This is a genomic window from Methanomicrobium mobile BP, from assembly GCF_000711215.1.
Taxonomy (GTDB): Archaea; Halobacteriota; Methanomicrobia; order Methanomicrobiales; family Methanomicrobiaceae; genus Methanomicrobium; species Methanomicrobium mobile.
Map to the genome: position 1 here is coordinate 328163 of NZ_JOMF01000004.1, position 18849 is coordinate 347011.

At 52.4% G+C, this 18849-nt stretch carries 18 protein-coding genes; 5 read left to right on the top strand and 13 right to left on the bottom strand.

Going from position 1 to position 18849, the window contains the following annotated elements; all coding sequences use genetic code 11:
* Positions 1-17: 17 nt before the first annotated feature.
* Positions 18-1874 (bottom strand): heavy metal translocating P-type ATPase, encoded by a 1857-nt coding sequence (locus tag T502_RS01570; protein WP_052358980.1) that lies wholly within the window; start codon positions 1872-1874, stop codon positions 18-20.
* Between T502_RS01570 and T502_RS08995 the strand changes: the two genes are divergently transcribed.
* Positions 1864-2079 carry a hypothetical protein gene (locus tag T502_RS08995; protein ID WP_169736969.1) on the top strand — a complete coding sequence of 72 codons (216 nt, stop codon included), beginning with the start codon at positions 1864-1866 and terminating at the stop codon, positions 2077-2079. The two genes, T502_RS01570 and T502_RS08995, sit on opposite strands and share 11 nt — an antisense overlap.
* A gap of 136 nt (positions 2080-2215) precedes the next feature.
* Here T502_RS08995 and T502_RS01575 read toward each other — a convergent pair whose 3' ends face one another.
* Positions 2216-2839: a cation transporter gene (locus T502_RS01575; RefSeq protein ID WP_042705304.1), complete on the bottom strand. Its 624-nt coding sequence runs from the start codon at positions 2837-2839 to the stop codon at positions 2216-2218.
* 248 nt (positions 2840-3087) lie between these two features.
* A complete protein-coding gene (locus T502_RS01580) occupies positions 3088-3384 on the bottom strand; it encodes a YunC family protein (RefSeq protein WP_042705470.1) in 297 nt (98 codons plus the stop codon).
* Positions 3385-3555: 171 nt separating this feature from the next.
* On the opposite strand from T502_RS01580, the gene T502_RS01585 reads away from it, so the two are divergent.
* Complete coding sequence (locus T502_RS01585; RefSeq protein ID WP_042705305.1) at positions 3556-4824, top strand: DNA methyltransferase; 1269 nt, start codon at positions 3556-3558, stop codon at positions 4822-4824.
* Positions 4825-4902: 78 nt separating this feature from the next.
* Here the strand turns inward: T502_RS01585 and T502_RS01590 are convergent, their stop codons facing one another.
* From T502_RS01590 to T502_RS01620, 7 genes are all read right to left on the bottom strand, one after another.
* Positions 4903-5286 carry a hypothetical protein gene (locus T502_RS01590; protein ID WP_042705306.1) on the bottom strand — a complete coding sequence of 128 codons (384 nt, stop codon included), beginning with the start codon at positions 5284-5286 and terminating at the stop codon, positions 4903-4905.
* Positions 5287-5329: 43 nt separating this feature from the next.
* Positions 5330-5755: an arsenate reductase ArsC gene (locus T502_RS01595; protein ID WP_042705307.1), complete on the bottom strand. Its 426-nt coding sequence runs from the start codon at positions 5753-5755 to the stop codon at positions 5330-5332.
* Between the two features lie 128 nt (positions 5756-5883).
* A complete protein-coding gene (locus T502_RS01600) occupies positions 5884-6690 on the bottom strand; it encodes a small multi-drug export protein (protein ID WP_245597733.1) in 807 nt (268 codons plus the stop codon).
* Between the two features lie 328 nt (positions 6691-7018).
* Positions 7019-8155 carry a pyridoxal phosphate-dependent aminotransferase gene (locus T502_RS01605; RefSeq protein WP_042705308.1) on the bottom strand — a complete coding sequence of 379 codons (1137 nt, stop codon included), beginning with the start codon at positions 8153-8155 and terminating at the stop codon, positions 7019-7021.
* A gap of 188 nt (positions 8156-8343) precedes the next feature.
* Positions 8344-8751, bottom strand: a complete 408-nt coding sequence (ribH, locus tag T502_RS01610; protein WP_042705309.1) for a 6,7-dimethyl-8-ribityllumazine synthase — start codon at positions 8749-8751, stop codon at positions 8344-8346.
* A 196-nt stretch (positions 8752-8947) separates the two neighbouring features.
* Positions 8948-9412, bottom strand: coding sequence for a riboflavin synthase (ribC, locus tag T502_RS01615; protein ID WP_042705310.1), 465 nt, complete (start codon positions 9410-9412; stop codon positions 8948-8950).
* 67 nt (positions 9413-9479) lie between these two features.
* Entirely contained in the window at positions 9480-10610 is a 1131-nt protein-coding gene (locus T502_RS01620) for a pyridoxal-phosphate-dependent aminotransferase family protein (protein WP_042705311.1), read from the bottom strand.
* Positions 10611-10743: 133 nt separating this feature from the next.
* Between T502_RS01620 and purE the strand changes: the two genes are divergently transcribed.
* Positions 10744-11130, top strand: a complete 387-nt coding sequence (gene purE / locus T502_RS01625; protein WP_042705312.1) for a 5-(carboxyamino)imidazole ribonucleotide mutase — start codon at positions 10744-10746, stop codon at positions 11128-11130.
* Between the two features lie 133 nt (positions 11131-11263).
* On the opposite strand, the gene thiC is transcribed toward purE, so the two are convergent.
* The gene (gene thiC, locus T502_RS01630; RefSeq protein WP_042705313.1) at positions 11264-12520 is read right to left on the bottom strand and encodes a phosphomethylpyrimidine synthase ThiC; all 1257 of its coding nucleotides are present in this window, start codon (positions 12518-12520) and stop codon (positions 11264-11266) included.
* 38 nt (positions 12521-12558) lie between these two features.
* Here thiC and T502_RS01635 point away from each other — a divergent pair, with 38 nt between their 5' ends.
* Together T502_RS01635 and T502_RS01640 are read left to right on the top strand one after the other, a co-directional pair.
* Positions 12559-13167: an MBL fold metallo-hydrolase gene (locus tag T502_RS01635; RefSeq protein WP_042705314.1), complete on the top strand. Its 609-nt coding sequence runs from the start codon at positions 12559-12561 to the stop codon at positions 13165-13167.
* A 362-nt stretch (positions 13168-13529) separates the two neighbouring features.
* Complete coding sequence (locus T502_RS01640) at positions 13530-17651, top strand: tetratricopeptide repeat protein (protein WP_042705315.1); 4122 nt, start codon at positions 13530-13532, stop codon at positions 17649-17651.
* A gap of 112 nt (positions 17652-17763) precedes the next feature.
* On the opposite strand, the gene T502_RS01645 is transcribed toward T502_RS01640, so the two are convergent.
* Both T502_RS01645 and T502_RS01650 read right to left on the bottom strand, forming a co-directional pair.
* A complete protein-coding gene (locus T502_RS01645; RefSeq protein ID WP_042705316.1) occupies positions 17764-18282 on the bottom strand; it encodes a hypothetical protein in 519 nt (172 codons plus the stop codon).
* Between the two features lie 41 nt (positions 18283-18323).
* On the bottom strand, positions 18324-18707 hold the full coding sequence (locus T502_RS01650) for a tetratricopeptide repeat protein (RefSeq protein ID WP_042705317.1): 384 nt from the start codon (positions 18705-18707) through the stop codon (positions 18324-18326).
* Positions 18708-18849 lie beyond the last annotated feature (142 nt).

Here is an 18849-nt window from a genome sequence, read left to right on the forward strand (position 1 = left end):
ACGGATTTTAAAGGATTTTAACGGATTTCTTTTTTCGCACAATTTCCGGGGTTGAACTTCCTCAGATTCAACGAGAGCGAGATTACCGTAATCGAACTCAGTATCATCGCCGCACCCGAAAACTCGGGTCTGAAGACTATTCCGAAGAACGGATACAGAATGCCTGCCGCAACCGGAATCAGGCAGATATTGTAGAAGAACGCCCAGAAGAGGTTCAGCCTGATTCTGCCCATAATCTTCTTTGACAGGAGGAGGAATCCGCGGATATCGCAGACCCTATCGTTCATGAGGACGACATCGGCGCTGTCCAGAGCAATCTCCGTTCCGTTGGAGACCGCAAGCGCGATATCGGCTTTTGCCATCGCGGGCGCGTCATTGATGCCGTCGCCGGCAAAGAGTACCTTGCCGTAGTTCTTCTGATATTTATCGACCGCGGACGCCTTTTCGGTCGGCAGAACGCCGAAGGAGACATTTTTCTCCTCGATACCCAGAACCGAAGCCACTGCCTTTGCCGCACCTTCACCGTCGCCGGTAATCAGCGCCGCCGCATAGCCGTCAGCCTTTACGGCAGCTATCGTCTCTTTTGCGTCCGGCTTTATGACATCGGAGATGACAATGCCCGCAATGACGCATCCGCCGGCACCCGCCGCAGATGCCGCATTCGCGTCATCTGCGGCTCCCGCGGCTCCCTTGTCCGTCAGGTCCGTCCGCGCAAGAATTACCGTCGTGCTGCCGTCGGACTCATGTTCTTTCAGCTCCGCGATGACATTATCGGGGACGGCAACGCCGAAACTGCGGACAAAAGCGGCATTTCCTACGGCATATCCGCGACCGTCAACCGTTCCCGACGCCCCGCGACCCGCGTGCGACCTGAAATCCGTGATCTGCGGCACTTTCACGCCGACCCTGCCGGCCTCGTCCGAAACCGCTGCGGCAATGGGGTGCTCGGACATTGCCTCGATTCCCGCCGCAAGTGCAAGGACCGAACTTTCGTCATCCCCGTTAAACGGGATTACCTTCGTTACTTTCGGCTTTCCGACCGTCAGCGTTCCCGTCTTGTCAAAGGCGATACAGCGTATCTTATCGGCATCCTCAATGACCTCGCCGTTCTTGATGAGGATTCCCAGTTCGGCACCGCGTCCTATGCCTACCGCGACCGCGGTCGGAGTCGCAAGACCCAGCGCACAGGGGCAGGCAACCACGACGACCGAGATGAAAACGGTCGCGGCAAAAAGCGGCGTTGCATTCAGCAGGAAATACCAGACACACGCGGAAACGGTGGCGATGAGCAGGACCGCAGGTATGAAATACGAGACAGCGGTATCGGCAATCCTCTGAACATGCGGTTTCTGACGCTGTGTCTCCTCGACAAGCCTGATAATCTGCGAAAGAAGGGATTCGCTGCCGGCTTTGGTTACCCTGACGACAGCCGCACCGCCCGTATTGATGGTGCCGCCTATGACGCCGTCGCCGACTGCCTTTTTGACGGGCATGGGCTCCCCCGTGACCGGGGACTGATCGGCATACATCTCGCCGCTTACGACGACCGCATCCGCGGGCACGATGCTGCCGGGCTTTATCATGACAATGTCGCCGGATTTCAGCGAATCGGCGGGCACAGTCGTGTATTCATCCGCATCACCAGCATCCGTCTTCAGAAGCGCCGTCTTCGGTTTCAGAGATATCAGTTTCTTTACGGCATCGTTTGTCCTGCGCTTGGCGCCGCCTTCGAGGAAACGACCGAGCATGAGGAATGACGCGAGCATAACCGAGGTTTCGTAGAAGATGAACTCGCCCGAGAGGAAGATGTTGAATGTACCCAATACCGAGGCAATGTATGAGACGCCGATACCGAGCGCATACATGAAGTCCATGTTGAGCGAGCCCGTCCTTAAGCCCGCGAATGCCGATTTGAAAATAGGATATCCGAGATATAAGACGGTCGGCGTGGCGATGACAAACATCACGTACCGCGACAGTTCCGCGGGCACGATACCCGCAAACATTATCACGACGAGAACGGCGGATACAAAGAATCCGATAATGATTCTTCTTATGCTGTCCGCTCTTTCCTTTTGAATATACTCGCTGTAAGAAGAGACTTTTTTACCGCCGCTGCCTCCTCTTTCGGATCTTTTTTTGGACTTATTTTCGGATTTACCGTCTTTTTTACACTCTTTAGTGCTCTCTTTTTTAATCTCGCTTTTAATCTCTTTTACTTCTTCTGAAGAATTCTGTGAAAGATCCCCGTGATTTTTTTTTTGCCGCCCTCTTCCGCATCGTCGGATTTGTCACCGACGGCGCATCCGACACCGCAGGCGTCCCCCTCGCCCGCATCCCCGACATCGGCGGCGCTTACCGCTTCGCCGTCATCTCCGATGTATTCAAATCCGTATTTGCTCAGAGCCGCGGCTATTTTGTCTTCAAGGTCCGCATAATAGCGCTCTTCGTCCTCAAGGTCGGAGTATGAAGGTGCGACCTTTATGAATCCCGAGTTGTCGGTGATGTTGATATCCGCAAATATGACGCCGTTTATCCCCTCAAGACCGGTCTTGGCACGCTTCGCACAGCCTGCGCAGTGCATGCCGCCGATGTGCATCTTCTTCTCGAGTGTGAAGACCGAAAAACCCGTATCCGAGACGGTATCGGCAATCTCGGCGAGTGTGACGGCTTTAGGATCCCACTTTATGTCCGCACTCTCGGTCGTTATGTCAACGGCGGCATCGATTACCCCGTCTCTCTTTGACAACGCCGTCTGAAGGTTTTTCGCGCAGTTTGCGCAGTGCATGCCGGTGATCTTTAACCTCATGCTCTGAAATTTATCGGAATTATTTTCCATATCGGTTTCAATCCCCTGTAGGTATATCCTAATATATTCCTTTTCGTTAATGAAAGTTTTTTATTGCGACAGCCCTAATAATCCGCGGTTTTCTGAAAATAACCTAATAATTCCGAAAATGTCTGCGGCTTCCGAAAAAAAGGTGGGGATAACGGTGCGGGATGATTTCCCGCATGATTTGTTGCCCGCTGAGGGGGTCGGGATAACGGGGTATTTAACGGGGTAACGGGGTATTGCCGTATATACCGTTATACAATCAGTTTTGCGGCATCCCGTCCGCTCATGCCGACCTTTATGCCAATCTTCTCGCCCGAAGGGTTTACCGCCGCAATCGTGCCGTTTAAGAGATCGTTTATGTCCGCAACCGAATTGCCCGATGGTTTTACTTTTGCCGCGGGATAGGCAAACTTCTCGAGTCCGTTGACGTCGAAGGCGCCGCATCCGATAAGTCCCTTATCGGTCTTCACGAAGACCAGATTCACTTTTCCTATGGGTATTACAAATCCTTCGGCGGTTTTGCCGTCGATCTTAACATCTTCTTTCATCGGAATATGATTCGGGATTCCTGCATATAAGTGATTGGGATACCTGCGATTCATACGGATAATGACGGACTATGCGGAATTTATATCCGAAAATTACAGGCGGGAATTTGCGGGAGCCGTATGCAAAAGTTATAGCAAGTAATAACATCTCTCGGCAGTAAACCCTTACTGATGCCTGCAATAAAGAATCCCGATGATTTCAGAAGATACCTTGCCGATTTTTGCAGCCGCGGCGGGTCGCGGGAAGATACGGGAGAATGCAGGACCGCGGTCGCCGACTCGCGGAATACGGGGGTAAAATATTTCACGAACAGTTTCTGGACGGCAAAACAGCGGCAGGCATCTTCAATCCACGAAATATCATACCGCGCCTGTTTTAAGCCGCAACTGCCGCATTTCTTCATAGATCTGCTCACCGACGAAGGGGACATTGTCTATGACCCCTTTACGGGAAGGGGTACGACGATCATTGAAGCGGCGCTGATGAACCGCAGGATTATCTCGAACGATATCAATCCGCTGAGCAAAATTCTCAGCAAACCGCGTCTTTTTGTGCCGCGACCGGATGAGATCGCGGGAAGGCTCGATGAAATATTCAAAAACGCGGATTCGTATCTGAAAAAGTCGGATTTCACCCCCGAACTTCCCATGTTCTATCATCCCGCGACCGAATACGGGATAGCTGTGCTCATGAATTATCTGAAATTGCGCTCGGATTCCGGCGCCGCCGACAATATCGACGACTGGATACGGATGACCGCGACCAACCGCCTTACCGGTCATTCCAAAGGTTTCTTCTCGGTCTATACCCTGCCGCCGAATCAGGCGGTATCGATGGAGAGTCAGATAAAGATAAATCAAAAACGCTCTCAGATTCCCGAATACCGCGATGTTGCCGCTCTGATACTGAAGAAAAGCCGTAATCTTCAGAAGAATCTGACAGACGCGGACATGGAAAATCTCGCGGCTGCGGGCAGTTCGGCGCGGTTTTTGACCCGCGATGCCTGCGATACGCGGGAGATAGCGTCCGCGTCCGTGAAACTTACCGTGACCTCGCCGCCGTTTCTGAACATCGTGCAGTACGCCGCGGACAACTGGCTCAGATGCCGCTTTAACTCGCTTAATGCCGAGGAGATCGGCGAAAGAATAACCATGTCGTCATCTCTTGCCGACTGGTGCAATGCAATGCAGAAGGTCTTCGACGAGCTCTGCCGCATCACGGTCAACGGCGGCTGGGTGGCGTTTGAGGTCGGCGAAGTCAGAAAAGGCGAGGTCAGACTCGACGAGAGCGTAATTCCGCTGGGGCGCAACAGCGGCTTTGAATGCGCGGGTGTGCTTATCAACGAGCAGAATTTCACTAAAACATCCAATATATGGGGAATCTCGAACCGCAAACGCGGAACGAACACGAACCGCATTGTCGTTTTTTACAAAAAATAAGATTGATTACTGTTATTAATGATTTTTGACCGTTGATGATTATTGCTGATTTTTGCGTTTTAACGCCAAAGTCGGAATTTACCCGAAGATCTCTTTCTTAACGGCAAGTCTGAGGACGGACTCGGGGATATTTCTGTATATGCCTGCGCAGTGCGGACCTTCCACGACATCGCCTTCGGTCCCGCTGCCTCCGCCTCCGCAACCGGCGCATGCCATGCCGCAGTATTTCGAGGGGTCGGGTATGGGCACAAGCTCTTCGAGTCTTCTGCCGTTTATCGTGACGATATGGCGCCCTTCCTCCGATGCCGCCTCAATCTCTTCGTACGTTAAAGAGGCGCTGTCGCGGTATATTGCCGCAATCTCGCCGACCGCGTCCTTGAGGCTCTTCATCGTGTCGGAGCAGACCGGCGGAAATACCGTCGGGTCGCCGCTTTTCAAGAGAACAATCTTTACGTCTTTCATATTCCTCTTCGGGTTAATTTCAGGTTATTTTCAGATAATTACTTCAGAATTTCATTATGCCGAACTGACCGTCGACCCAGTCCGAGATGGCGTCCCTGACCTTCCTAAAGCCCGCCGTTACCTCCTCTTTCGGACCCGAGAAGAGATACGGGTCGGCAAACCGCTGATCTATGACGAATTTCGCGTTTATCGACTTTTTGACGTCGTCGCTACAGCTGCATGTGATAACCGCCACATCAAAGTATTCGTCTTTGTAATCCCTGACATTCCTTGTTTTTTCATCCGAGATATCGATTCCAATCTCTTTTAAGACGGCAATCGTTGTCTCGTTCACGCTTGCGGCGGGGTTGACGCCGGCGCTGAACCCCTCATATCTGTCGCCGTATCGTGCATTGAGGATTGCCGCCGCCATCTTCGAGCGACCCGCATTGTGGTTGCATACGAACAGAATCTTCTTTTTTTCGGTCATTTTTCACACCCTTTCGTTTAAGATAATTTATTATATGTATATTGTATGTTTCTTAATGGGTTGCCGCTCCGATATATCTGATATGTATGCGGCAAACGGATGCGCCAAAGTACTTTCAGTACTTTTTTTCAGCGCCATCCTTCTTTCTCATTCGGATGTGCTTCATCCGGCTGCGTCGCGGCTTCCTTCTCCGCGGCGCTCTCCGAAGAGACATTGTCCTTCATCAGTTCGGGATAATAGCGCTTACCCACCTTTTCCTTGTTGTGCTGCCAGAGAAACCAGCACCCGATGATGGCTGCGGCAATCAGGATAATCGCAAGGATTCCGAACCACATGTTGTAGATAAAGAGCCGATACACATACTCCGAGCCGAGCGCTATCGAGTAGCAGCTGATGAGACTGCCGACAATGACGGCTAACATGATGTTCTTACCCGGCATTCCAATCATCTTTCCGATAATCGGGGTTGTGAGACCACCGGTGCCCTGAAGCGGAATTATGACGAATATTGTAAGACCGATCGAGGAAAATCCCTTGATCCATGGGTGTTTCTCGAAGAAACTGCTTCCGTTGTCTACTATGGTCTTCATCAGTTTCGTTCCGAAGAACGGTATCTTAAGCGCCAGTTCGAAGTTAAGGACCATGAACAGTGCGCATAGGATATCAATTACGGCAAGAACCGGCGCAATCAGCCACCACGGGATTACGCCGGTCGCAATCGCAATCGGAATTACCGATTCCTTGCCGGCGGGGGGTATGAAATAAACCGCCATCAGTCCCGTGAGCAGTATGAAGACATCCCTGTTCAGGAACAGAAAGAGCACGAAAATGAAAACGGCGCCAAGAACAAAAGGAATAAAGAGACGGAAAAGAATCCTCGCCGTACCGCTCATCTCATGAATAAACGAGAGAGGCTTTCCTTTTGTATCCTGCATGTCGATAATTATTGGTTTTAAAGGTAAATTATAGTATCATTATGGGATCGGGATAAGGGCATGCCGTCGGGTTTTCGGTCAGTATTTGAAAGCTTTGAATCAGAAGTCGTGAGAAATTCTCACGGGTTGAAATTGCCTGTTATCTGTAATCCGTTTGTGATTTCAACGCTCCAAAATCGTCAGCAACTTGTTGACGATTTCATGATACATAAATCTATTTACAAGCGGAAGATGATCGCCAATTGCCTGAAAATGCCTGCAAAATCCGCATGCCAAAAAAATACAAACCAACCGACAAAATGAAAAAAAGATATATTCTCAAAGAAGCCTACTTTATCTCCGAAATTCTTCTCACTGCCTCTTTGAGTGTATCCATTCCCGCGGCATAAGAGATTCTTATCCATCCGGGAGCATTGAAAGCCGTTCCCGGGGTCGAGGCGACAAGACCCTCTTCAAGCCAGCGGTTTGCGATTGCGAGGTCATCGCCGTCGACCTTGATAAACGCGTAGAATGCACCCTCGGCAGGCGCGGTCTGATAGCCTATATCGTTGAGAGCGCCGATGAGGTAGTTGCGGCGGAGCTCAAACTGCTTTCTCATGTCCTCGACGCAGGTCTGGTCGCCGCGAAGTGCCGCAACGCCGCCCCACATCGCGAAGGTCGTCGCCTGACTCGTCGTGTGCTGCTGAACCTTGGTCATTGTCTTTGTTATCTCAAGCGGCGCATGCGAATATCCGAGCCTCCAGCCCGTCATCGCGTATGCCTTCGAAAAGCCGTTGACCGTGATTGTTCTCTCGTGCATATCTCCCATGGCGGCGATTGAGAGGTGTTTTCTGCCGCCGTAGACGAGCTTTTCATATATCTCGTCGGCGCATGCGATTATGTCGTTGTCCTCGCAGATATCCTTAATCAGCGCAAGCGAATCCCTGTTTAAGACCGAACCCGTCGGATTCGACGGCGTTGTAAAAATAAGCATCTTTGTATTTTTGTTGACCTTCTCGAGAATCGTGTCGTCAAGCTGGAAGGTCTTTAAATTGAGCGAGTGGTGAACGGGCTTTGCGCCGGCGAGCATTATCATAGGCTCATAGCTCACCCATGACGGATCGAGGATTATTGCCTCATCCTGCGGATTCAGACAGGCTTCCATTGCCTCCGAGAGATTGTTCTTGGCGCCGCAGGCAACAACGACCTCGTTGGGCGTCGCCGTTATTCCGTTATCCTTTGCGAGTTTGTCGCAGATTGCCTCGCGGAGTTCAAGAAGACCCTGACTTGCCTCATAGTGCGTCTTGCCGGATTTAAGCGCGTTAATACACGCCTCGGTAATGTGCGCCGGCGTGTCAAAGTCGGGTTCGCCGATGGAAAGCGAGATTACGTCCTTACCTTGCGCTTTCATCCTTCTGGCCTTGTCCGTTATCTCCATTGTCGCGGACGGCGGTATCCGTGATATCTTCTCTGAGAGTTTCTTCATATTTATGCACGCAGTTTCTTTTTGGTAAATAGATAAGCGCTTGAAATCTTAATAAATTGATTGTATCATCAGAACGGGTCGGATGATGAGGCGGAATGATGAAACGGGATTTTCGCCGGAAAACCGGTTGAAAAAAGATTGTGATTGTGATTTGAACAGGTAAGTGCGGATACTTACTATATGCCCGCTTACTTTAATCTCTGAACGAGTTTGACCGCGGCTTCGACCGCACGCTTTGCGTAGTCGATTCTGTCGCATGCCTCAAGGCGTGTCATTCCGGGTCCGGAGATGCCGAGCGTAACAGGCTTGTCGAACTCGAGCGAAAGGTCGATGATCTTCCTTGCCGCATGACCTACGACGACCTCGTCGTGCTGGGTTGCGCCCTCGATGACACAGCCGATTGTGACGACCGCGTCAATGTCCTTTCTCTTCAGCAATTTTCTGATTGCAAGCGGCATATCGTATGCGCCGGGGACGTATATTCTGTCGACAACCTGAGCACCGAGGAATTTTGCGTGCTCTTCGCCTTCAAGCTCCATCATGTATGTAAGGTCGCGGTTGAACTCCGCAACGACAAATCCTAATTTAACTGCCATATGGTCTCACCTTATATGTATGTACTCTAATTATCTCTGATAGGTTTTAATCTTTATTCATTGTTGATATGCTTAACACTTTTTGTTGCGGCAGAGAGACACGGTCCGAAAGGATAGCCTATTGCGGTTCAAAACGATGCCAAAAAAAAGATTTTTGAGATTTTAAAATTTTTAGAATTTTCAGATGAGTTAATTTTCAGTTTCTTGCGGGACCTGCGTCCTCGAATCCCTGACGCTGACCCGTACCTGCCATCTTTATGAGCTCGTTCGGATACATTACCAGACGTATGGCATTGAGGGCATGCTCGCGTGTTCTCTGTTCCGCAAGCCATGCCAGCTCGTTATTGTCCTTTGCCTCGTCTTCGTGGACGAAAACTTCTATAATATGGGTATTTGTCATGAGCTGCGCCCTTATAAGACCCTGTGACGCCTCATGGGCACACATCTTGTCCTTGTCGACGGCGCCGGGCATTCCGAGCGCCATCACGATTTCGCAGCCCTCCTCCTCGATGAGCTTCTTGCAGGCGACCGGCAGGTCCTTTACCCCGGGCACCGTGCGCCTTACAATCGAAAGACCCGCGGCGTGACGCTTGAGTTCATCGATTGCCACTGCCCCCATATTGACGCGGGCGAATGTTGTATCGCAGACACCTATCTTCATATTATATCCTTATTTTCGCTACTTCATTATTCTTTTGCGGACGTCCGCAGCGCATCAAATGAAGGAATCAGTACTTCAGGACCTCGTTTGCCGCCGCAAGACCGCAGGACTCGAATTTCATGCCCTGATCCTTTAAGGACTTGCCGACGGCGCCGAGGACTGCCATGACTTCCGCCGGACCGGTAGCGCCCATGGTTCCGATTCTGAAGATCTTGCCCTTGAGTCTGTCCTGACCGCCCGAGATCTCCATGCCGGCTTTCTTGACGTCGTCGCGGAGTTTTGCGTCGTCGATTCCCGCGGGGTACTTGAATGCCGTGACCGTGTTGGAGTATTCGTGGTATTTGTCAAGCGTCGGGAATAACTCAAGACCCCATGCCTTACCTGCGGCACGGACTGCAGCCGACATATTCCTGTGGCGTGCGATTCTGTTCTCGAGACCTTCTTCTTCGACTATTTTGCATGCCTCTCTGAGTGCGAAGAAGAGCGGCACTGCCGGCGTATACGGTGTCTCCTTTTTGGCGGCACTCTTTTTGTACGCCTCAAGGTCGAGATACATCGGTTTCCATGCCGCGATTCTCTCCCATGCCTTGTCGGAGACCGCAAGGACCGAGAGACCGGCGGGTGCCGCAAGACACTTCTGCGAGCCGAGGATTGCCACATCCGCTCCCCATGCGTCAGTCTCGACGACGTCGCCGCCGATTGAGGTTATTCCGTCCATGATGAAGAGCGCGTCGAACTTCTTACAGAGTTTGCCGACCTCTTCGGCGGGATTCTTTATTGCCGCGGACGTCTCGTTGTGGACGAGGGTGACGGCTTCGGCGCCGTTCTCGAGCTCAATCTTTAACTGCTCGAGGTTGAGCGGCTGACCCCATTCGGACTCGACCATAACCGCCTTGTCCGAGTAGAGTTTGGAGATCTTGCCGAGTCTCTCGCCGAACTTTCCGTTGACGAGGGAGGCGGTCTTCTTCTTTGCGCAGAAGTTTGCGACCGCCGCTTCCATACCCGCGGTTCCCGAGCCCGAGAGGATGATTATGTCGTTCTTTGTCTTGAAGATGGGCTTTAACATATTTTCAAGGTCTTCGAGGCATGCGCCGAATTCCTTGCCACGGTGGTTGATTGCCTGTCTTGACATTGCGAGCCTTACACGCTGGGGCATGGGTACAGGTCCCGGCATCATTAGAAGTTTTTCGTCCTGCATAAAAATCAGTGTATTATATTTGTCGCTATCTGATTTTATGTTAATGTCCGTGAATGTCCACGGGCACCGAAGCTGCCCGCCGCCGACCGCATATCCTATAAGGTTAAAAGATACCGCGAATATACTATCATATATGGCAGATATTGCAATAATTTCCGGTTCGGCATCGGATCAGAAGATAGTCGATAAAGCAAAGGCGGTTCTTGACGAAAAGGGCGTTCCCTACGAGTACAGGATAATATCGGCGCACCGCAACCCCGACGAGCTTGACGAATACGTGAAGACTGCGCAGGTAAAGGTCTTCATCTGTATTGCGGGACTTTCCGCGGCGCTTCCCGGTGTTGTCGCCTCAAAGACCGATAAGCCCGTAATCGGCGTCCCCGTATCGAGCGCTCTCGGCGGTCTTGATGCGCTCCTCTCGATTGTCCAGATGCCTAAGGGTGTCCCCGTTGCCTGCGTAGGCATCGACAATGCGGCAAATGCGGCGCACCTTGCTTTAAGAATCCTGAATATCAAGTAATTATACTGCAATTAACCGAAATCAACCGCAACAACCACAATTACAAAATCAATCACAATCTCTTTTTGAAAAATGGAATACCGAAAATATAGGAAATCGGGATTAAGGATTAAGGATTACCGAATTTCCCGATTCAGAGTTTTTTATCGAGTATCTTGATTGCGCAGAGGTCTCCGCACATGGAGCAGGTCTCTATTTTGCCGTCGCGGTCGTGAATCTTCTTTGCATGCTCTCCGTATGCGGCAATCTTAAACTGCCCGTTCCAGTCCAGAGCATGCCTTGCCTCCGCCATTGCGGTCTCGCCGGAGTTAAACCACTCATCGCCGAATCTCACCCTGTCGCCGACATGCGCCGCAAGCTTTGCAACCCGCGTTCCCTCGCGTATGTCATCGACATCGGGGAGTGCGAGATGCTCCGAGGGCGAGACCATGCAGAGGAAGTCCGCGCCGTTCATAGCCGCGATTGTGCCGCCGATTGCGCCGGAGACATGGTCATATCCCGGGTAAATGTCCGTGACCAGCGGTCCCAGAAGGTAGAGCGGAGCGTAATTCGTGACCTCTTTTATCATCCGCACATTGTAGACAATCTGGTCTACGGGGATATGTCCCGGACCTTCTATCATGCGCATGACGCCGGCATCCTGCGCACGCTGTGCGAGTTCGCCGAGATTAAGGTATTCCACGGATTTGGCGCGTTTAGCCGCGTCAATGACCGCACCCGGGCGCATGCCGTCGCCGAGCGAGATGATGACGTCATACTCCGCGAGAATCTCAAGAAGGTAGTCATACTCCTTATAGAGCGGGTTTTCCTCGCCGCTCTCAATCATCATTGCGGTGTGAAAAGACCCGCCCCTTGAGACGACGCCCATGGTGCGTTTGTCCTGACGGAGTGCCTTGAGCGTCTCGCGGTTGACGCCGCAGTGAAGCGTGAGGAAATCCACGCCCTGTTTGCAGTGGTCGCGGATGGTGTTGAAGAGAATGTCGGCGGTGACATCCGCGGCATTGCCCGCACGCCTTACCGCCTCGTATATCGGGACCGTGCCTATGGTCGTATCGAATTTTAGTATCTCCGAGCGGATTTTGACGAGGTCGCCGCCGGTGGAGAGGTCCATGACGGCGTCCGCCCCCTCGTCGATGGCGCATTTTGCCTTTTTTATCTCGAGGTCGCTGTCGCAGCGTGTTCCCGAAGTGCCTATATTGACATTGACCTTGACGCGGCAGCCTTCGCCTATGGCGCAGTTTTTGTGCTCCCTAATCTTAAGGGAGGATATGACGGCATGCCCCGAGGCGATTGCACGCCGCAGTTTCTCCGCGTCGATTCCTTCCGATACTGCCGCATTGTATACCGTTTCGGGAATGCCTCGCTTACATTCCCCGATGAGAGTCTGCATGATAATAGTTTAGTACCGTGAGTCTAAAAATAACTACTATGCATATCGAATTCATTGAAGGAAAGGGGTATTATTCAAATTCGTATATCTGCGGCAATATCCTCGTCGACGCGGGTCTGCCTCCGGAATTTTTCGCAAAATACAAAGCGGATATAGAGATGATAGTGATAACGCACGCTCACTTCGACCACATTGAGCACGTAAAGGAGATCTCGGAACTCTGCGATGCGGAGATCTGCATCCACGAACTCGATGCCGCCGGGCTGACCGACGATTCCGTCTCGCTTGCGGGGGCTTTCTCGGGGAGGTCGCCGGGTATTGCCGCCGACCGTCTCCTTAAAGACGGCGACAGGGTAGGAAACTTCGGGGTGATTCATACGCCGGGCCACAGCCGCGGAAGTATCTGCCTCTATGACCGCGAGGATGAGAGTCATCCGCTCATATCGGGGGATACGGTCTTTGCGGACGGCGGATTCGGCAGGATTGATTTCACCGGCAGCGACGAATCGTCAATGCGGAGTTCCTTAAAGCGCCTCTCGGAGATCGATGTCGGCGGGATCTTTCCGGGTCACGGCAGGGTTGTTTACGGGAACGGGAATAAACATATCCGAAATTCGCTGGAAAGTTTCGGCAGTATGTATCCCTAAATACATCATGGAACATCCTTTTTTTAGGATTTTCTCCGCGTATCTCCTTTGGTTAACCGAACGGGATTGCGTGAGGAAATTTTTTTGCAGTTAGGTTTATATGTGAATCAATCTTATTTTCAGATAATTATCAGAAAAATTCCGCCGCAGGGGTCGTCCAATGCTGCGACCGGGATGCGTATCCGTATCAACAATGAGGATCGACGCTTAGGATCGGCCGATGCCGGGTCATTTCGGTGCAGTCTTCGGATTTTTGCCGAATGGACACGATAGATAATCTAAATAGTAAGAACAATAATTATTATGTTCAAGCAAACTATTTGCGGCGGCAGATAGGCTGACGAAAGGGGTCTGAATAAAATATGGCAGAGATTACGGTTTTGCGTTATTTTGAGAGCGAGGGCGGATATTTACTGCCTGCCGAATATACAATATCTTTAGATTCGGCAAAAGATGAGGACTTAAACGGCGTTTTTTCAAGCTACCGCGCTCTTTATGCGGAAGCCGAAGATAAGACGGTGAAAGTCCGCGTTCCCGAGGATCCCGCACTGGTTCACTCCATATATACGGAGATCTGCGAGATGGTGGAGTGGGCATACGGCATCGACGGCAGCGTGGTTTTTGCGGGATGCAAGAGCAAAGATTCGGGATGTTTCGATTCCGTACCGGAGATTACGATTCCGGGTGTCACGGACACTCCCAAAAATCCGGATACGCCAACGTCTGGAGCATCGGAAAGTGCCGGAACGGAGAAGGTTCCTGCCGCGGATATCCCGGATATCGCGGATGAAGACGGCGTCATAGACGTTACCGAAAGTGTCATCATCACGGATTCTAAGACGGAGACGACCGATGCCGGCGCGGATTCCGAGACCGATACGGTTGCGGAAGAGAAAACCGATTCCGCCGATTCAGACGCCGCGGGCGAAGATATTCCCGAAGAGATACCCGTTGTCGAGATCGCGGATGAGGACCTGCTCTCTCTTGCAGATGAGGGCGGAGAAGAGGCGGTTGCCGAAGCAGAAGCAGATATCGCGGATACCGCCGATTCCGACGCTGACACTGGTCATCTCCCCGATACGGGTCTGGGCGACCTGGACGATCTCGGCGACGATATAATCGCCGAACTTAACAGCACCGAGATTTCGGATACTGAAGGAGATGCGGCTGCGGCAGAGGCTGAAGCGGAGACCGACTTCCTCTCACTCGAAGACGAAGAGGGCACGGAGATACCTGCGGAGATTGCGAATGCCGAAGTCCCGATTGCCGAAGCAAAAGACGCGGGCAACGAGGTTTCAAGCGCGGGTCTGCCCGAGGATTTCTCCGTGGACGAAGCCTTTGCCGACGAAGAACCTTTGTCTCTTTCTATTGACGAGGAGTTTACTGACGGCGAATCCGAAGAGATTACGGTCGACGGCGAGATCGCGGCCGACGAAAACACGGGTTCGCTCCCCGATTTACCCGACGGCGGTCTGATTGAGGATGTCGGCGATTTTGAATCACCCGATTCCGAAGAACTCCCGCTCTCCGATTCCGAGATACCCGCATCCGAAGGCGAGATTGACTTTGACTTCACGGGAATGGGTCCCGAGTCGATAGTTACCGCCGACGATACGGGCGATGAGGATGAAGCGGATACCGGTGCAGGCGCAGACGCGATTACCGCGGACAAGGAATTACCTCCCGATACGGAGGTATTGCCGCTTGACACCGAAGAGTTGCCGCTCGAACCTGAAGGACCCGTCGACGACGGCTCCGCGGATATCGACTTCGACACTCTGGATGACATCGATTCGCTTACCTCAACGGAATTCGAAGCGGAGACGGAAAGCTTTGAGGATATCCAGGAGTCGGGCGCGGACGGCGGCGCCGACGAACTCTCACCGGACGGATTGGATTTGGATGGCGCAGGCAGCGGTGAAGCGGTCGGTGACGGCACGGATATGCCGGATCTGATCCCCGAGCCCGAACCCGAGACTGCGGCGGCGCCCGAATCCGACGACGTTCCCGACTTCGGCGACGAATTCAGCAGCGAGGACAATGCCCTCATAGCAAGCATCCTCGCCGGCGACACGGATCCCTCGGTCGCGGGTGCGGGCGCACCGGCGGCTGCCGCTCCGAAAGCCGCAAGTGAGAGCGTCACGGAGAGTGTGCCGGACACTGTCCTCGAGACCCCCGCCGCACCGCCCGCTCCGCCCGAGCCGGAAGTGCCGCAGCCTGATCCCGAATCCGAGGAAGGTCTGCTTGCCGCCGCGGCTCAGCTCTGCGCAAACGGAGAATTCACACGTGCGGCGGTCAAATACACTCAGGCTCTCGAACTCAACCCGAACAACACGGATACGCTCATCAGCCGCGCAATCACCTATTCCAACAGCGGCAAATGGGCACAGGCAGTCGCCGATTTCGAGAGCGCCGGCGGTATAGACGCCCTGTCCCCGAAGAACCTCGTAAGACTCGCCGATGCCTACAAGGGCTGCAAAGATGCCGACAAGGCACTCATGGTCTATGAGAAACTCTCGGCGATGATGCCCGGCAATCAGGAGACATTAATCCACAGATTCCTGATTCTGAAGGAATTCAAGCGCTATGAGGAGGCTGTTTTCCTTCTCTCCCAGATGCGGCAGGGCGACCCGACCAATACCAACCTTATCTATGAGACAGCGGGCATACACGAGATCCTCGGCGATAACGAAGGCATTCTCGAGGACTACAACGCCATCCTCGCGATTGACGAGGGTCAGATCGAGATCTGGGTCAAGAAAGCCGTCCTTCTAGTGAAACTCGAGCGCCTTGACGAGGCGCTTGCCTGCTACGACCATCTCGTCAGCTGTAAGCCCGATAATGCGGGACTCTGGTATTCCAAAGGACTTGTCCAGATGTCCGTCAAGGATTACGAGGGCGCTTACCACTCGCTCGATGTCGCGCTGGCGCTCTCGCCCTCCGATGCCGATGCGATACACGCAAAGGCACGCGTGATGACCGAACTTCACAACAATGACGGCGCTCTCGAACTTTACGAGAAACTCATCCGCGACGGAAACGTCACGGACGGAGTCTATCTGGAGATTGCCGGCGTTCAGAAGAATATGGGCTTATACGACGAGGCAATAAAGAGCTACTCGCATTATCTCAAGGTTGCCCCCAATGACCCCGAAGGTCTCCGCGGCAGGGGCGACTGCTATGCCAAACTCGAGATGTTCAGTCAGGCGGCGACGGACTACAGGCATCTCCTTAATGTCGATCCCGATAACGGCGAGATTCTCTCGAGTCTTGCCTCAATCTACGAGAATCTGGGCAGATTCGACGAAGGTCTGAATGTCTGCGAAAAGATACTCGCGATATCTCCTAAGTCCGAGGAAGCCCTCCTGGCAAAGATGCGGTGCCTTAAGGGTCTGAACAGGACTGCCGACGCCGTAAAGGTCTACGATGACCTTATCGCGCTCAATCCGCGTGCCGATCTCTATGCGGAGAAGGGAGCACTCCTTGCCTCCGCCGAAAGATTCGACGAGGCCGTTCTTGCATACGAGGACTCGATTGCGCTTAACTCCGCGAACAGGGTGACGATTCTCGACCTTATCGACCTTCTTACCGACCTTAACAGGTATGCCGAGAGTATCAACTATTACGACATGCTCATCAGACTTGCGCCGGAGGAGACAGACCTTCTTCTCTCGAAGGGAATTGCGCAGGTCAATGCGGGGCTTTACACCCAGGCGATTGAGACCTTCGATGAGGTCATCGCCGCAAAGCCGCAGGATCCGCTGCCGGTATTCAGGAAAGGCATGGTTCTGCTCAGGCTCAAACGCATGGACGATGCGATGAGATGTTACCTCAAATCTCTCGAGCTCGACCCGTCCTACGGCAATAACTGGCTCAAGGCGGGCGTATATGCGACCACCTTCATGGATCAGGATCTCCTGAAGGGTCCTGCGGCATCGGAGACCTCGGAGAGTTCCGCGCCTGCCGCCAAATCACGCAGGAAGGCAAAGAAGGCTGCCGAATCCGAAGACTTCGAGGATGAGGATGCGGATTATGCGGATGATGCCGATGACGTCGGCGTTCGCGAGGAGCCGCGCCGCAGGTCTAAGTCAGAAGCAGGGTCGAAAGCCGCAGGGGATGTCGATGCTTACGAGACTGCCGAACCTAAACACGAACCCGCACCTCAACCCGCACCCGCGCCGGTTGCAGAGAAGCCCAAGCCCGTAAAGAAGCCGACGGCGGAGGATCTGAAGAATCCCGCATACCTCTACGAGAAGGGCGTGGCACTCACGAAGGCGGGCTATTACCCCGCGGCACTCAAGTGCTTCGAGAGGGCGATTGAGCTTGACAGCGAGAATCCGTCGTATCATTTCTCGCTCGGCGTCGTCTGCGGCAAACTTCAGGACTACAAGAGGGCGCTGGAATGCTTTGATACCGTCCTTTATCTCTCGCCGGGTCACGAAGGCGCGATAAAGGGCAGACTTATGGCGCTTAAGAGAAAATAAATCGAGAAATAAATCGAAAACAATTTAAAAATGCCCAATAGACGGAAAACGTCGAAAAATATTGAAAATATTAAAAAATAAATTCTTTTTTTTTAGCAGTTCTGTTTATTTTTTATTTTACCCAGAACATCCACGAGGGCTTGGGGATATACTCTTTTCCGTTCTCGTCGCGCTTAATCTCGGGTGCCGAGGTCTTGCTCTCGATTGAGGGCACGGACTGCTTGACCGCCTCCTGAATTGCGGCACTGTGGGCTGCCGCCTGCGCCTCAAGGTGGTCTATCATCTGGGTGAGATCGGTGATTCTCTCGTCCTTCGAAGCCGCAATCTGATCGGCTGTCGTGACGCTCATTGCCTCGATCCTCGAGATGCTCTCCTTTAAGTCCTCGATACGCTGATCTTTTTCGGCGATAAGCTTCGTGAAGGTCTCGCGGAGCTCGATCTGAACATTGATATTATCCTTAAGTGCGGTAATCTCTTTCTTTAACGACTCTACCGTGGAAAGGTTACCGTCCCCGGTGCAGCCCGCAGCTTCCGACCCGCAGGTCTCAAGGTATCTGATACATGCGTCGCGAATCCAGTCGGATTTTTTTGCATTTACTTTCTCCGCGGCTTCATCGATTTTCTGTCCCAAACTGTCTTCTACTGTAAAGATAATTCTCATTTTATCACCATTCATTGCTCATTGCTGGTAGCTGTCTTCATATTCGTACTTATCTTCTGATTCACGGCAATCTTCGGGTTTCCTTTTGCAAGTTCGGCGGCTCTTCTGAAACATGCGTCCGCTTTTTCGAATTCCTGCATCTGCGTATATGTAACCCCGAGATTGTTGAGGGCTGCGGCATTGTTCGGCTCAAATGAAAGAACTTTGCCGAAACTGATTGCCGCCGCGCTTAAAAGTTTGATATGAAACTGAGAAATGCCGCGTTTGAACCAGACCCGTGCGTCATTTTCGTCAAGAGCGATAGCTTTGTCAAAGCAGTAGAGCGCTTTCTCGTGAAGCGCCGCATCCGCCAGACTGACTCCTTTGTTGTACCAATAGCCGACACTTACTTTCATCCTGTGTATCACCAAAAAGATGCCACCATGTTGCCGCCGCAAATCGTCGCCGGTAACCGGAATCACACCCGAATCCTGCTTAAAACGTTCACGGCGGAAATCTGACTGATTAATATATAATATCGACTTCATATGATAAATG

What these genes read in the sequence shown, in the direction of transcription:
- T502_RS08995 (WP_169736969.1), top strand. Translation starts at nt 1,864, where the DNA reads ATGAAGTCCATGTTGAGCGAGCCCGTCCTTAAGCCCGCGAATGCCGAT.
- T502_RS01570 (WP_052358980.1), bottom strand. Translation starts at nt 1,874, where the DNA reads ATGGACTTCATGTATGCGCTCGGTATCGGCGTCTCATACATTGCCTCG.
- T502_RS01575 (WP_042705304.1), bottom strand. Translation starts at nt 2,839, where the DNA reads ATGGAAAATAATTCCGATAAATTTCAGAGCATGAGGTTAAAGATCACC.
- T502_RS01580 (WP_042705470.1), bottom strand. Translation starts at nt 3,384, where the DNA reads ATGAAAGAAGATGTTAAGATCGACGGCAAAACCGCCGAAGGATTTGTA.
- T502_RS01585 (WP_042705305.1), top strand. Translation starts at nt 3,556, where the DNA reads ATGCCTGCAATAAAGAATCCCGATGATTTCAGAAGATACCTTGCCGAT.
- T502_RS01590 (WP_042705306.1), bottom strand. Translation starts at nt 5,286, where the DNA reads ATGAAAGACGTAAAGATTGTTCTCTTGAAAAGCGGCGACCCGACGGTA.
- T502_RS01595 (WP_042705307.1), bottom strand. Translation starts at nt 5,755, where the DNA reads ATGACCGAAAAAAAGAAGATTCTGTTCGTATGCAACCACAATGCGGGT.
- T502_RS01600 (WP_245597733.1), bottom strand. Translation starts at nt 6,690, where the DNA reads ATGCAGGATACAAAAGGAAAGCCTCTCTCGTTTATTCATGAGATGAGC.
- T502_RS01605 (WP_042705308.1), bottom strand. Translation starts at nt 8,155, where the DNA reads ATGAAGAAACTCTCAGAGAAGATATCACGGATACCGCCGTCCGCGACA.
- ribH (WP_042705309.1), bottom strand. Translation starts at nt 8,751, where the DNA reads ATGGCAGTTAAATTAGGATTTGTCGTTGCGGAGTTCAACCGCGACCTT.
- ribC (WP_042705310.1), bottom strand. Translation starts at nt 9,412, where the DNA reads ATGAAGATAGGTGTCTGCGATACAACATTCGCCCGCGTCAATATGGGG.
- T502_RS01620 (WP_042705311.1), bottom strand. Translation starts at nt 10,610, where the DNA reads ATGCAGGACGAAAAACTTCTAATGATGCCGGGACCTGTACCCATGCCC.
- purE (WP_042705312.1), top strand. Translation starts at nt 10,744, where the DNA reads ATGGCAGATATTGCAATAATTTCCGGTTCGGCATCGGATCAGAAGATA.
- thiC (WP_042705313.1), bottom strand. Translation starts at nt 12,520, where the DNA reads ATGCAGACTCTCATCGGGGAATGTAAGCGAGGCATTCCCGAAACGGTA.
- T502_RS01635 (WP_042705314.1), top strand. Translation starts at nt 12,559, where the DNA reads ATGCATATCGAATTCATTGAAGGAAAGGGGTATTATTCAAATTCGTAT.
- T502_RS01640 (WP_042705315.1), top strand. Translation starts at nt 13,530, where the DNA reads ATGGCAGAGATTACGGTTTTGCGTTATTTTGAGAGCGAGGGCGGATAT.
- T502_RS01650 (WP_042705317.1), bottom strand. Translation starts at nt 18,707, where the DNA reads ATGAAAGTAAGTGTCGGCTATTGGTACAACAAAGGAGTCAGTCTGGCG.